The organism is Microbulbifer variabilis, from assembly GCF_056232115.1.
The window spans coordinates 2,714,325-2,726,869 of record NZ_CP174325.1 but is presented as its reverse complement, the minus strand read 5'-3'; the positions used below and the strand labels follow the sequence as shown (position 1 = coordinate 2,726,869).

Sequence of the window (12,545 nt, the reverse complement as noted above, 5' to 3'; positions counted from 1 at the left end):
CTATGTTTTACTCAAAACATACATTCGCTAGAAAAATTTTTTATTCTGACTGCGATGATGACTTATCCTGATAACTCGGCCTTTCAAAAATCATCAAAAGCTTTGGGATGGCGCTCTAATGGAGTAACCATTTCCATGCTAGAGAAATATATAAAAACCCTATGTTAGTTACATCCTCGCTGATGAGACAAATTGAGACATCAATTGTTTTCCACTATTCACTAAAAAAATGGGTACATTCCCACCAGCACAGTAAAAAGGTTATCACTCGTAAGCGCAGAGGGAACTTTGTCTTACTAAATTCAAATTGTTGGTCAGAAAAAGTTAGTTCAATCTCACACTTTGAGTGTTAAATTCATAGTATAATGGCATTACTTTATAAATTAGCTTAAGAAATTCACAAACAATCTATTTATCATTTAATGACTGGCTTAATAGATTATTAGCGGTACAAAAATTTAGTATGACTACCAACATCCAGGAACTTTATGCTTCTGAGCCAACAGGGTTGGCAACATCCACTTATCGTCACGTGCAATACTGGCAAAACTTGGGGTTTCCAAGAGATAAGTTAAAGAATATATATGGTGATCATTACGCTAAGTTACAGAACTTACAACATCGTGTACCAGTAAGATTGACAGGGCAAGCACTTCAAGAAGTATCCAACTACTTCAGTGATAACACCATAGCGTTTCGTACCGGTCTAGATGTATCAATTTCCAGCATTCAGGCATTTGCGCATGTCTTAATGGCTTGCCCTACCGTTCGCCATCTTGTTAGCCTTGGCACGCAATTCCAGCAACTTGGCACGCAAGGCTATCAGGGATTATTCAGTGAGGGGGCTGAGCGCTCCAGCTTTGATATTTTAATTCCCAGCTTTTCACCATTCACTACACAACAAGTCGAATTGAATATTGGAATCATCTTCAAACTAATTTCAGATATTGTTGTCGATTATGAAAGCTGCCACCCAGTTATTCACTTCACTCATCATAATTCTGAATTGATGAACAGTGCACCATCATTGATTAATGTTCCCATTGAATTTGGACATCAAAAAAACTGCATCAGTTTTGATAATTCTATACTCGATAAACAATTATGCAGTCCAGGGAAACCCTCTCTTGACTTCAATAAACTGGCTGCCAAAAAACAGCTCCAGAAGATGAAATCAGATGAGTCTCTACCTAATCGATGCAAAGATATTGTCAAAGATTACTTACCTGAGGGTGCGGCCAGTCTGGATTTTTTAGCAGATATACTACAAGTTAATAAGCGCTCCTTGCAGATTCGCCTAAATGCACAAAACACTTCTTTCAGGCGTATACTGGATTTAGCTCGGAGGGAGAAGTTGAATTCACTGGATATCCAATCCATGGATAAAATGCAAATTGCAAAAGCATTGGGATTCTCAACGGTTGTTGCATATGAAGAATCCTATAAACGCTGGAGAAATACTTGATCAAATAAGTCAATATTCAGACAAGCCAGGCAATAAGTAAATCAATATATTTTCCACCAAGATGAGCTTATTTAAACTCTAAAGATCTGGCCGTTAATATTACAGTGAGTTCAAATACTATTAGCGAGTATATAGCTATGGCTTGGCTTGGCTTGGCTTGGCTTGGCTTGGCTTGGCTTGGCTTGGCTTATATCACTCGCTCCCTTAACAGTTTAGCTGATTGTTCTGGAGTAAACACTCCAATATTTTTCAGATAAAATTATATCATGTTAGTGTTAGCGCAGCTCCCCCACTATACATCGATCAATATCTCCCTGAGTATTTTTTAATTGCTTCAACTGTTTTTGGCTCTCAGACAGCACAATATTATTTGCTTGATATTTAGGTTTGAACTCCATTAAACGCCGGTGGGCAGTGCGATAAATATTCTTCGCTTCTGCACTCATAAGAAAATCTGTCATTACACTACCAAATAACAAACGATAACTGAAAAATGCCCCTTCAAGCTGTGCTCTCTGTAGCAAAGTAGATGGTCCAGAAGAAATATTCCTGGCTCTATAGGTTGCGGGAATATCTATCTTACAGATATTTTCCACATGCTCCTTCGACTCAATTTTATATTTACAGTTAGATTTAAAATCCTGCTTTAGTCTTTCTATATTTTTCCCAAAATTCGGATCTGACTGACCATAAACAATTCTGGAAACTTCAAGAAAAATCATCATACCTCCACACATCATACAGGGCTCCAGAGTGCTATAAATCGTAGTATCAGCCAGGTAATCAGTCTCTTTACCCCTGCACTTACTACCAATACACTGCTGCATTACTCGCACTTCAGCATGTTGGGTTTTATCTCGACACAAGCCAACAGCATTGCGCTGCACTCCTAAAATTTTGTCCTGCTTGTTGTCATACAGGACCGCTGCAATATTGTACCCTCGCTTTTGCTTTTCTTTTGGATCCACCCAATCCAAGTAAGCAACCGAGTATGCGAGCAACATCAATATCTCGTCTTTTTCCTGCTGGATCGGTGAATTGGGTATTAACTCAGCTTTCGCACTCAAGGCAAGCATTCCGAAAAGCAAATATGAGATAAAACGCAACATACAATACCCGAGGCGTTCCAATTGATTAAAGCCATTCCTTGGTTAGTGCAATCACAGTTTCTACCCGCGCCGGCATCACTTTGTGGCGGCGGGTAACCAGAAACAAAGTCTCACTGATAGAGTGCTCCAAGCGATGGGGTTTAATCTGCCCGAAATTCTTAAAGGCATTTACTGCATGGGCAGGCAGTACAGTAAAACCCAAGCCCATACTGACAGGTTCTAGAATCAAGCTAATTTGGTTAGAAAATCCCTTAAGGGCAAACATATCCACATGTTGAAAGTCGGGATAATTGGCGCCCAGCAACAAGCCCGCCTGATGGGCGCCATCTGGATGGCCGATGTATCCCAGCTGTACCAATGAGTGCCAACTCAACCTCTTAACTGACGCAGGGGTCACCAAAAGTAGCTCCTCCCTCCCCACGGGCTGGCTTGCTATTTCCGTCAGCGTCGAGGGGGTGGTCATAAACCCGATATCCGCCTTGTATCCAAGTATGGATTCCTCTACGCCACTATTAGGGGCGAAGCGATAGTCTATGGTGAGTTTCGGGTATGTCTTCTGCAAATTCAGTAATTTGGGGTATAGCTTTAGCCCGACACTACCGGGAGACTGGATTCTCACTTGCCCTTCATAAGCCGGATCTTCACTGAGACGTTGACCCAGTGTAGAGAGAGAATCGACGATATCTTGAGCTTCGATATATAACTTTTCACCCGCCTGGGTAAGGGTGAATTGCTTTCCATTCCTCTGGATCAGAGATAGCCCTAGAAAGTCCTCTAACCGACGCAAGTGCTGACTGACGCCAGACTGGGTCATGTGCAGGTGCTGCGCCGTTCTGGTAAAGCTGCCCAATTCTACCAATGCACAGAAACTGCGCAGCCACACAGGATTTATCATTACAAAAATTACTCAAAATAATCACAAATCATAATTATACGTAATGGATAATCCACAGTAACTTAGAAACGGACGTAACTTTTGGAGAACCACCAATGAAGAATGTTTATCCGAGAAATTTTTCTCACATCGGCATATCGGTGCCAGACCTGGAGGCGGCTGTTAAGTTTTACACAGAGGTCATGGGGTGGTATCTGATTATGCCGCCAACGGAAATCAATGAAGATCATAGCGCTATTGGCGAGATGTGCACCGATGTCTTTGGGGCCAAATGGGGTAGCTTTCGCATTGCCCATTTGTCAACCGGTGACCGTATCGGAGTAGAACTATTCCAGTTTCCTAACCAGGAAAACCCAAAAGATAATTTTGAATACTGGAAGACTGGTATATTCCATTTTTGCGTGCAGGACCCAAACCTTGAAGAGCTGGCTGAAAGGATAGTCGCCGCCGGTGGTAAAAAGCGCATGCCCAAGCCCAGGTATTACTATCCTGGAGAGAAACCCTATCGCATGATTTATATGGAAGACCCCTTCGGAAATATCCTGGAACTCTACAGCCATAGCTACGAGCTGATCTATAGTAGCGGTGCCTACACCTGATACTTTACATCTTAAAAGCTTGGGTTAGAAAAGGGCACCAGAGATTTTCCGGTGCCCTTTTCTATTTGGGAAGTATACCTCTAGGGCCAACTTAAGACTTTTATTTTCCGCAGGTAATCAGCAACTTCCTGGCCAAGAATGGAATGCTGGTCTTCATCGAGATGAATACCATCAATATCACTAACCTTGACTAAAGTGTTGGCATCCAGGTAGTGGGTGCCTAGCTCCCGGGATACTTTTTCCAGTTCTGCTGGAAAGTCCTTACAGCGCTGCTCAGCCCCCGCAAATTTATGGCCGATAATACCTTTGGGGTTATTGATAGCCAATGGAGCAATAATCAATATTTTAGGAATCGACATGCCGGGCTCAATGGGTGCTTGTCTGATTACTGACACCAACTTTGCCACCCCCTGAGCGGCCATCCAGGCTTTATTATCATGCGTATCCTGGAAATCATTGGTTCCCAACATCAACAGAACACACTTTAGTGGTGAGTGCATTTCTATCACTTGCGCCAGGCCATCAACCCCCTTCCGCCCCTCCCGGAACGGATCATCCCACACTGTTTTACGACCATTCAGGCAGTTTTCTATCACCCGCACGTCACAGCCTTTTTCATTCAAGCTTCGCTCAAGTACTCCAGGCCAACGCAAGTGAAAAGCCATACGCTTCCTGGTATCAGGGATGACGCCCCAGGAAACACTGTCAGAGTACACCAATACATTTTCCATTGTTACATAACTCCATTGAGCCACTAAAAAACCTATCGGATTAATGAGCTCCTCAGCTTGAGGGTACCGCCAGGTGCGCAATACCGCGTAGGGTCAACCGAGATATTACCAATGCGGCCACACCACAAGTTGCGATGGCGGCAGTCAGAGGCTGGGGAGTTCCATCAAATACCAGACTGGTTAACACAATCGACAATGCACCCAGTAACATTTGCAGGGCTCCGCCCAACGCTGCAGCGGTGCCTGCAATAGGCCCATGCTCCTCAAGGGAAAGCACCATTGAAGTGGGGATTACCAGGCCGAGAAACACGTTGGTCGCCAGTAGCATTGCCACTAATAAAACAAACTCATCAAAACCGGCAAAAGTCACAGCGCACATCACAAGAGAACTTATGGCAAAACCGGCAGTGGCCCACTTCACCACTGCTACTGAACCAAAACGCATTCCAAGATTTGCAGCAAATTGACTTGAAACAAAAAAACCAAGGGCATTTAAAGCAAACGCCAGGCTGAACTCTGTCGGAGTAAGACCGTAAAACCCTGTATACAAAAAAGAAGCCGTGGCAAGAAAGGAAAAGAAACTGGCAATGCCCAAGCCACCTATGCAAGTCAATCCCATGTAAACCGGATCGCGGAAAAGTGTAGAAAAAGCCCCCAACATGGCACTGAACTGGAATGGAACACGATGCTTTCGCTCAAGCGTCTCCGGTAAACTGCTTACAGCCAAAAGTAGACTGGCGAGGGTTAACAGGGCAATCAGGATAAAAACACTGCGCCAGCCAAAGGGTACTATTAAGATACTGCCAATCAGCGGCGCCAGCATCGGGGAGATAGAAATTACCAGCATTACTGTAGTCATCAAGCGGGTCGCACGAGCACCGGTATAATGATCACGTATAACCGCTCGTGGAATAGACATTACTGAAGCAGCACCTACTCCCTGCAAAAAGCGCAAAGCTATTAGCGATTCAATGGTCGGGGCCACAGCGCAGCCAACTGATGCAAGGGTAAAAAGAAGTAGCCCGAAGTACAGGGGGGGCTTGCGCCCAAACATATCCGAAGCCGGCCCATAAATAAGCTGGCAAATTCCAAAAGCAATGAAATAAGACATCAGGGTGTACTGTGCTGCCTCAATAGGGGCACCAAAACTTGCTGCAATATCCGGCAATGCCGGCAAATACATATCGATAGCGACTGGGCCAACGCAGCTCAATAGCCCAAGAATCAGCGCCATCTTAATTAAATCTGACTTCATATAAATTTCCGTAGTACCTATAAAATTCTTATGTGGTATCAAACAATTATTGCCAATAGTTTTTGGCCAATATCAAATGGGTTTGCATATTCCCTTTAGCACTTTTGTTGCTCTGTTTTCATTCCAAAGCCTCCCTTGCACTTTGAGGAAAATCAATCACCCACTCAGACTAGAAGGCAACTTATTTTAGGCCTAGCACCATCCAGCTGTAACGGTGCATGTAATGCTCTGACTTTTTAGTCGATCACTAATATCCATTGAGAAAACCATTCTCCACTTGATCGCCTAAATGGAAGTAAGGCTTTGCCAACACTACCAGTTTGCTTGCAGTGACTGAGGTTAACGTTATGCAGAAGCTTTCTAGTTACGGTCACTTTTCTCCCTCTGGGGGTTGGGAGTCTATGTGTACGCCGAAATTGAGAGCCCTGCTGTAGTTGTGACCAAGCCCGTCCGCTTACGGCAACCTCTATTCCCCCAACACCGCCTAAAACGGCGCCTTCCGCTTAGTCTTCGCCCCAGGCTGCAGCGCAAACCGCAGAAGATCCCTCTTTTTATAGCCCAAACTCCCTGCTGGATTATCAGCCTCCACCCAGAGGGAGGAACCGTCTATAACCTTCTGGAAACCCTCAAGTCCCAAAGACTGCGAACCGCTTTAGTCAGCGGTGTCGATGGACGCTCTGCCCTTCCCAGGTTTGAAGGTGATGAAGTCCTTTGCAATCGTACAACCCGTTGGCGCCACCTATGCGCACTTAAAAACTCTGAAGTTGGCTGCTACTTAGCCCACTTGCGCGCTATCCGTCTCGCCTACCAAACCGGTCTCAACCGGGTTTGCATCCTGGAAGATGATGTACAGTTGGAGCCGGATTTTGGCAAAATACTGGCCGAGCTTGAGCGCCTACCGGAAGAAATTGAAATGATCCGGCTGATGGGGCTTAAAGTGCGCAAACGCAAGATTATCAAGACACTGAATGACGGCATTCACAAGCTGGTTCGCCCTGAACGCGGCTGGTGCGGTGCCCAAGGGTATTTGCTTAACCGTAAGGGTATGGAAAAGATCCTGGGCCATGCCAATCGTATTTTCGAGCCGATTGATAAAGTCTTTGATCACTTCTGGCAGTTTGATCTGAAACTGTATGGTGTAGAGCCTCATTTGCTTTGGGAAACAGCGCACGCCTCAAGCATCGTAAAGTCGAATGTGGAACGAGCAAAAGTTGCGCGCTGGCTCTACTGGGTACATCCATTTGGCAAATTGTGGCGCAGTGTCGAGAGACATATTTATTTACTGCGGCATTACCAGGCCTTCTATCCTGCACAAAAACCGAAACAGAGGCCTGGTCGCACTGCGAGAATGAAGTTGTAATCAGTTTAAATATCCCAGACCCTTTGCATTTTCAGGAACATAAATGAAGCCGTCCATGTGATCATAACCAACCCTGTCAGCGCTTCCAGCCCTGCAGTAAAGCGCAAGTGCCCCAGGGGTTCGATATCCCCAAAGCCTAACGAGGTATATGTGGTAAAGGAGAAGTAAGCACAGTCGAGCAGGCTGCCATTAAAATTGCCAACTAAAGTCCCAAAATAAGGCGAATTCACCATAAAGTAGTAACCGTAAGCAAACAGCCAGATTTCTGCTACATGAGCCAGGAGGGCTCCAAATACTCCAATTACTATGGCGAAATTATGCCGGACAGGCAACCAGCGCCCTAAGTGGACCAGAGCGTTGAGGACCTCATGGTGAATCAGCACGACAATTGCCACAATGATGCTGTTCACCAGGAATGCAAAAGCCAGTTCAGCGTCGACCATGAAAAAACTCGCGCACCAGTTTTCCAGCTTCCTCCGCCATCACTCCAGACTCTACGGCGATCTTATGATTGAAAAAACCTGCCTCCCCTAACTTTAACTGGCTCTCCACCACGCCCGCCCGGGGCTCGGTGGCACCGTACACTAGCCGGTTGACGCGAGCGTGAACCAGGGCACCGAAGCACATGGTACAGGGCTCTATCGTTACATAAAGCGTTGTATTGGGCAGGCGATAGTTCTGTTTACCTTCAGCAGCTCGACGCAGCGCCACTATTTCCGCATGGGCACTGGGGTCACAATTCCCGATGGGACGATTGCTGCCTTCGCCAATAATCTTGCCATCCTGAACCAGCACTGCTCCAACAGGCACCTCACCCCTCTCTGCGGCAAGTTCCGCCAATTCCAGGGCCCTGCGCATAAATGCATAGTCTTTTGGTGTTGCCATAAATCTCTTCTAGTTACTTCTATCAACCCGAGCTGCAGCCATGGGAGAAATCATTTCGCTACCCTAAGTAAAACCTACTTACGCTTGATAAAGCGGCGCACAATAAAGTCGGCTTCCAGAACCAGGCTGTCCTGTTGCTCCAATTCTGCACGGGCCTCTCGGCAGCCTTTCCAGGCAAAGGGGGTCATGGCGAGAAAATCGGTAATCGCTTCGTGCCCCTGCAACTTAAAAGGAAAGCAACAGCGCATATCCACCTCAGGGTAAAGTTCCTCAACCAATTTTGGCGCAGGGTGTTTACGTGGCTCTTTATATAGCTGGCCTTTTAGGGTCCAGAGGTGGTCCGGTCCAGGTGAAACATCCAACAGCTGCCCCCCCACTTTTAACACCCGCAGCATTTCTTCATCCGGGGCCGGCGCAAAAATGCGTAGCAAGTCATCTACGCTATTCGAGGATACCGGCAGGTTGACATTACTGGCCACAATAAACTGGGCGCCACTATCAGATTTAGCTGCCATACGCACACCGGACTTTGAAATATCCACACCAGCCAGGGCATGACCATGCCACCCAGCGGATTCCAGTTGGCGTAAGTAATATCCCTCTCCACAGCCAATATCCAAGAGTTTACGACCTGATTTCGGTGGCAACAGCGCTGCAATTGCATCTACTAATGGGCGGTAATAACCCGCCTTTAGAAATCGGCGCCGCGCGCGCAACATCTCAGCTGAATCTCCCGGTTCCTTACGACGCTTGCGATAAACCGGTAACAAATTAACGTAACCTTCCCGTGCTCGATCAAAACTGTGCCGGTTACTGCAGTGCCAGGTTTCTTTTCCCAGCGTCAACGGCTTTGCACAGAGAGGACATTGCCAAATCATTCAACTTCCTGAACTTGAGTATTCTTCATCATTGATGGCGGCGTACGCTGCAAGATCAGATCCGCCGCCTTTTCTGCAATAGCGATCACCGGCGCATTGGTGTTGCCGCTGATCAGGGTGGGCATTATGGAGGCGTCCACAACTCTCAGTCCATCTACACCATGCACTTTTAGCTCAGCATCGACCACCGCAAGATCATCATTGCCCATCTTACAGGTTCCCACCGGGTGATAAATTGTCTCGGCATGCTGACGAATATAGTGCTTGATAGAAGCCTTGTTGGTGAGCTTTTGATCGGGCAACAACAACCGTTTCTGATAGCGCAGCAAATCTTCCTGGTTAATGATGTCCCGAGACATCTCGAAGGATTCCACCATCACCTGCATATCATCTGGTTCGCTTAGGTAATTTGGCTGGATACTCGGCAGCGCCTTGGGGTTCTCAGTATTGAGGGTGATTTCCCCACGGCTTTTAGGGCGCAATGCACATGCATGCATCGTGTAACCATACCCAGACTGTTTAGTAAGACCGTGATCAAAAGATGGCACTGCAGTGAAGTGAAACTGTATATCCGGGCAGCCATTAGCCAAGGTTGAACTGGCGAAGCCCCCAGCTTCAGCAACATTACTGGTTAATGGCCCGCGGTTCAGGAAGAACCACTCAGGCGCGCGCGTAGCGTGCTTCAGTTTCGCCCACAAGTCATTTGCAAAAGTGACTGGGGCCGAGGTTTTCACTACCTGGGAAATATCCAAATGGTCCTGGAGGTTCTTCCCTACCCCAGGCAGGTGATTCTGCAGCAGAATATCAAACTTCCGCAGTTCCTCCTGGGGGCCAATACCTGAGAGTAATAGTAGGTGCGGAGACTGAATCGCCCCAGCACAGAGTAAAACCTCCTTATTTGCCAGGATCTTTTTGCCGTTGAGCAACTCCACCCCCACTGCCCGATCGCCCTTCAACATGAGGCGCGCTACCGGGCTGCGGGTCAATACCCTTAAATTGGGACGTTTCTTGACTGGATGCAAATAAGCCGCAGCGGCAGAACAGCGGCGCCCATGACGTTGGGTTACCTGGTAAAAGCCGACTCCACTCTGCTGGCTGCCGTTAAAATCATCATTTAACCTGTGTCCGAGAGATTGTGCTGCCCGCAGGAATGCCTGTCCCGACTCAGTCTTCCACTTCAGATCGTTAACTGAAAGCGGACCATAGCCACTGTGATGGGCATCGCTACCTCGCTCATTACCTTCAGACAGAAGGAAATACGGCAGCATACTACGCCAACCCCAGCCCGGGTTGCCGGCAGCTTCCCAGGCATCATAATCTTCACCATTACCGCGAATATAAACCATCGCATTAATAGAACTACTGCCACCCAGGGTGCGACCACGAGGCCAGAACAGGCGCCGTTCGTGCAGGTGTTCCTGGGGTTCTGTAAAGTGATGAAGGTTGTAACCGGTCCCGGAAAGCAGCATACCTATCCCCAGGGGCATGGAGATCAGTGGGCTGCGATCTGGAGGGCCCGCCTCCAGCAGGCAGACCCGATGTTGCTCATCAGCACTCAAACGGTTAGCCAATACACAGCCGGCGGAGCCGGCACCTACGATCACATAATCAAACACCATTTGAGTGGACATGGGACCTCAGCACCTTTGCAGCTGGATTTGTCATGACGGTACACTCAACCAGAAAGAAATTACATAGACGAAAAGGATCAAAGGTGAAGGATTACGAGTTCAGTGATAATAAAATCCTGCAAAGCTGGCACAAAAATGCTGGGGAGTGGGTGAATGTTATTGATCGAGCGGCTATTCCCAGTCGGGAGTTAATCACCAACTGCGCCATTATCGAAGCTATTTTGGCGCACAACCCTACAAATGTCCTGGATGTCGGCTGCGGCGAAGGCTGGTTGGCCCGCAACTTGGCAGCTAAAAACATTGATGTCTACGGTATTGATGCCGTAGCCGAACTCATTACAGAGGCACAGCATCGCAGCGGGAATTATCAACAATTCCTGACAACCAGCTATGAAGACCTGGACACGAAAGCCTTGGGGCAAAAGTTTGACCTGGTGGTGTGTAACTTCTCGCTGATCGGTGAATCGGCAACGGAGGTTTTTTTCCAGAAAGCTGGCAGCCTACTCAACCCTGGAGGCCACTTGCTGGTCCAGACATTACATCCTTTGATTTCTTGCGGAGAGCAGGATTACACAGATGGCTGGAGACCCGGCACCTGGGAAGGGATCGAAGGGAATTTCGAAGAGGCCGCACCCTGGTACTTCCGCACCATATCAAGCTGGGTTGATCTGTTTACCCAAAATAACCTGGTACTGCTCTCCCTGAAGGAGCCCCTCAATCCCACAATAGGACTTCCAGCCTCACTTATATTGTGCGGCCGGCTAACAACCACTTTGTAGTGCCCTGAGCAAACAAGCCAACACTCACTCTCTGTGGAAAAGTGGCATTAAAAGTTCAGTATAGAAAATTATTACGCCAAGCTGCGGTTTTAACCGATCTGGGTCTTGGTAGACCCATGGATATTGACCCATAACTCAAGATCAATTTTTCATTAGCATTAATCTGGCAATATCAAAAAAATAATAAAAAAACATTGGCGTCCTGCTGCTCACATCTGCGACTGCTTGGACAAAAATGGAAAAGTGTCCAGTTAATGCGGCCTGCAGAAAATTAACCGTCAATCCCCGACTGTCCAGTAAGTGAAGTTGTAAGAGCCGCCTATTTTATAAGGGATAACGCTTTGATTTGGGTGTCCCATAATAAATTTAACGACCGCTTACGGCGTCCCGATGAGAAGTAACACCCTGGGGTAAATCGAATGGTACTCTGCAACTTCAGAATCAGACAGGGAAAGACCTTACCAACAACTGTGGGATTGCTCCTGCTTCCCGCCTGCTGCTTCTGCTCCGCTGATGACTTATTTATCCCCGACTCCCAACAGGCCCTCAATTTACAATCCGGCAATCTTTACTTCTCCGATAGCGCCTTCGCTATGGGCAATGCAGACCTTCTCCAAGCAGCAGATTTCCTCCGCAACAACTCCATGAACAGTACGCAGAGGCGTCTTAACTACCAATGGCTGAAGATGCATACCTACCCTTCTGAACACCGACCAACTACCGGAGGCAAGGCCCTGGTCAAAATCCTGAAAATGGGTTTTGAGACCTATAAGCAACGTAATAAACGCACAGCCCGGAACAGCCTACTGCGCTATACCACCAACCGCGGTAAGATTGGCAACTCTGTCGATTATGGGTTTAGCCTCTCAAACGACAAATTCAAAGTCTCCTTCGAGTACGAATTCTAGTACTGGCAAGCGGCCTTTCCTTGCATAGCTTCAGGTTTGTTAGAATCTCC

At 47.2% G+C, this 12,545-nt stretch carries 13 protein-coding genes; 5 read left to right on the top strand and 8 right to left on the bottom strand.

Features of this window, described 5'->3' with window-relative positions:
- The first annotated feature begins 463 nt into the window (after positions 1-463).
- Positions 464-1,465: an AraC family transcriptional regulator ligand-binding domain-containing protein gene (locus ACJJI7_RS12035; protein ID WP_444902067.1), complete on the top strand. Its 1,002-nt coding sequence runs from the start codon at positions 464-466 to the stop codon at positions 1,463-1,465.
- A 275-nt stretch (positions 1,466-1,740) separates the two neighbouring features.
- Here ACJJI7_RS12035 and ACJJI7_RS12030 read toward each other — a convergent pair whose 3' ends face one another.
- Positions 1,741-2,574 carry a nucleoside deaminase gene (locus ACJJI7_RS12030; protein ID WP_444902068.1) on the bottom strand — a complete coding sequence of 278 codons (834 nt, stop codon included), beginning with the start codon at positions 2,572-2,574 and terminating at the stop codon, positions 1,741-1,743.
- Between the two features lie 25 nt (positions 2,575-2,599).
- Complete coding sequence (locus tag ACJJI7_RS12025; RefSeq protein ID WP_444902069.1) at positions 2,600-3,469, bottom strand: LysR family transcriptional regulator; 870 nt, start codon at positions 3,467-3,469, stop codon at positions 2,600-2,602.
- A 95-nt stretch (positions 3,470-3,564) separates the two neighbouring features.
- Here ACJJI7_RS12025 and ACJJI7_RS12020 point away from each other — a divergent pair, with 95 nt between their 5' ends.
- Complete coding sequence (locus ACJJI7_RS12020; protein WP_020412247.1) at positions 3,565-4,068, top strand: lactoylglutathione lyase family protein; 504 nt, start codon at positions 3,565-3,567, stop codon at positions 4,066-4,068.
- Between the two features lie 80 nt (positions 4,069-4,148).
- On the opposite strand, the gene ACJJI7_RS12015 is transcribed toward ACJJI7_RS12020, so the two are convergent.
- Positions 4,149-4,799, bottom strand: coding sequence for an SGNH/GDSL hydrolase family protein (locus ACJJI7_RS12015; protein ID WP_353376838.1), 651 nt, complete (start codon positions 4,797-4,799; stop codon positions 4,149-4,151).
- Between the two features lie 52 nt (positions 4,800-4,851).
- Positions 4,852-6,054 (bottom strand): multidrug effflux MFS transporter, encoded by a 1,203-nt coding sequence (locus ACJJI7_RS12010; RefSeq protein WP_444902070.1) that lies wholly within the window; start codon positions 6,052-6,054, stop codon positions 4,852-4,854.
- A gap of 403 nt (positions 6,055-6,457) precedes the next feature.
- Between ACJJI7_RS12010 and ACJJI7_RS12005 the strand changes: the two genes are divergently transcribed.
- Positions 6,458-7,414, top strand: coding sequence for a glycosyltransferase family 25 protein (locus ACJJI7_RS12005; RefSeq protein ID WP_444902071.1), 957 nt, complete (start codon positions 6,458-6,460; stop codon positions 7,412-7,414).
- A gap of 5 nt (positions 7,415-7,419) precedes the next feature.
- Here ACJJI7_RS12005 and ACJJI7_RS12000 read toward each other — a convergent pair whose 3' ends face one another.
- From ACJJI7_RS12000 to ACJJI7_RS11985, 4 genes are all read right to left on the bottom strand, one after another.
- Positions 7,420-7,857 (bottom strand): ion channel, encoded by a 438-nt coding sequence (locus ACJJI7_RS12000; protein ID WP_020412243.1) that lies wholly within the window; start codon positions 7,855-7,857, stop codon positions 7,420-7,422.
- The gene (gene tadA / locus ACJJI7_RS11995; RefSeq protein ID WP_020412242.1) at positions 7,844-8,299 is read right to left on the bottom strand and encodes a tRNA adenosine(34) deaminase TadA; all 456 of its coding nucleotides are present in this window, start codon (positions 8,297-8,299) and stop codon (positions 7,844-7,846) included. Before tadA ends, ACJJI7_RS12000 begins: the two co-directional genes overlap by 14 nt.
- 74 nt (positions 8,300-8,373) lie before the next feature.
- Complete coding sequence (locus ACJJI7_RS11990) at positions 8,374-9,177, bottom strand: putative RNA methyltransferase (RefSeq protein WP_020412241.1); 804 nt, start codon at positions 9,175-9,177, stop codon at positions 8,374-8,376.
- Positions 9,174-10,808 carry a GMC family oxidoreductase gene (locus ACJJI7_RS11985; RefSeq protein WP_444902072.1) on the bottom strand — a complete coding sequence of 545 codons (1,635 nt, stop codon included), beginning with the start codon at positions 10,806-10,808 and terminating at the stop codon, positions 9,174-9,176. The genes ACJJI7_RS11990 and ACJJI7_RS11985 overlap by 4 nt, the downstream gene beginning before the upstream one ends.
- 83 nt (positions 10,809-10,891) lie before the next feature.
- Here ACJJI7_RS11985 and ACJJI7_RS11980 point away from each other — a divergent pair, with 83 nt between their 5' ends.
- Both ACJJI7_RS11980 and ACJJI7_RS11975 read left to right on the top strand, forming a co-directional pair.
- On the top strand, positions 10,892-11,587 hold the full coding sequence (locus ACJJI7_RS11980; RefSeq protein ID WP_444902073.1) for a class I SAM-dependent methyltransferase: 696 nt from the start codon (positions 10,892-10,894) through the stop codon (positions 11,585-11,587).
- 419 nt (positions 11,588-12,006) lie between these two features.
- Positions 12,007-12,495: a hypothetical protein gene (locus ACJJI7_RS11975; protein ID WP_020412238.1), complete on the top strand. Its 489-nt coding sequence runs from the start codon at positions 12,007-12,009 to the stop codon at positions 12,493-12,495.
- Positions 12,496-12,545: the final 50 nt, after the last annotated feature.

Bases quoted from the DNA above. Each gene is read 5' to 3' on its own strand.
- ACJJI7_RS12000 (WP_020412243.1), bottom strand. From the start codon at position 7,857: ATGGTCGACGCTGAACTGGCTTTTGCATTCCTGGTGAACAGCATCATT.
- ACJJI7_RS11975 (WP_020412238.1), top strand. From the start codon at position 12,007: ATGGTACTCTGCAACTTCAGAATCAGACAGGGAAAGACCTTACCAACA.
- ACJJI7_RS12015 (WP_353376838.1), bottom strand. From the start codon at position 4,799: ATGGAAAATGTATTGGTGTACTCTGACAGTGTTTCCTGGGGCGTCATC.
- ACJJI7_RS12035 (WP_444902067.1), top strand. From the start codon at position 464: ATGACTACCAACATCCAGGAACTTTATGCTTCTGAGCCAACAGGGTTG.
- ACJJI7_RS12025 (WP_444902069.1), bottom strand. From the start codon at position 3,469: ATGATAAATCCTGTGTGGCTGCGCAGTTTCTGTGCATTGGTAGAATTG.
- ACJJI7_RS11985 (WP_444902072.1), bottom strand. From the start codon at position 10,808: ATGTCCACTCAAATGGTGTTTGATTATGTGATCGTAGGTGCCGGCTCC.
- ACJJI7_RS11990 (WP_020412241.1), bottom strand. From the start codon at position 9,177: ATGATTTGGCAATGTCCTCTCTGTGCAAAGCCGTTGACGCTGGGAAAA.
- ACJJI7_RS12020 (WP_020412247.1), top strand. From the start codon at position 3,565: ATGAAGAATGTTTATCCGAGAAATTTTTCTCACATCGGCATATCGGTG.
- tadA (WP_020412242.1), bottom strand. From the start codon at position 8,299: ATGGCAACACCAAAAGACTATGCATTTATGCGCAGGGCCCTGGAATTG.
- ACJJI7_RS12010 (WP_444902070.1), bottom strand. From the start codon at position 6,054: ATGAAGTCAGATTTAATTAAGATGGCGCTGATTCTTGGGCTATTGAGC.
- ACJJI7_RS12030 (WP_444902068.1), bottom strand. From the start codon at position 2,574: ATGTTGCGTTTTATCTCATATTTGCTTTTCGGAATGCTTGCCTTGAGT.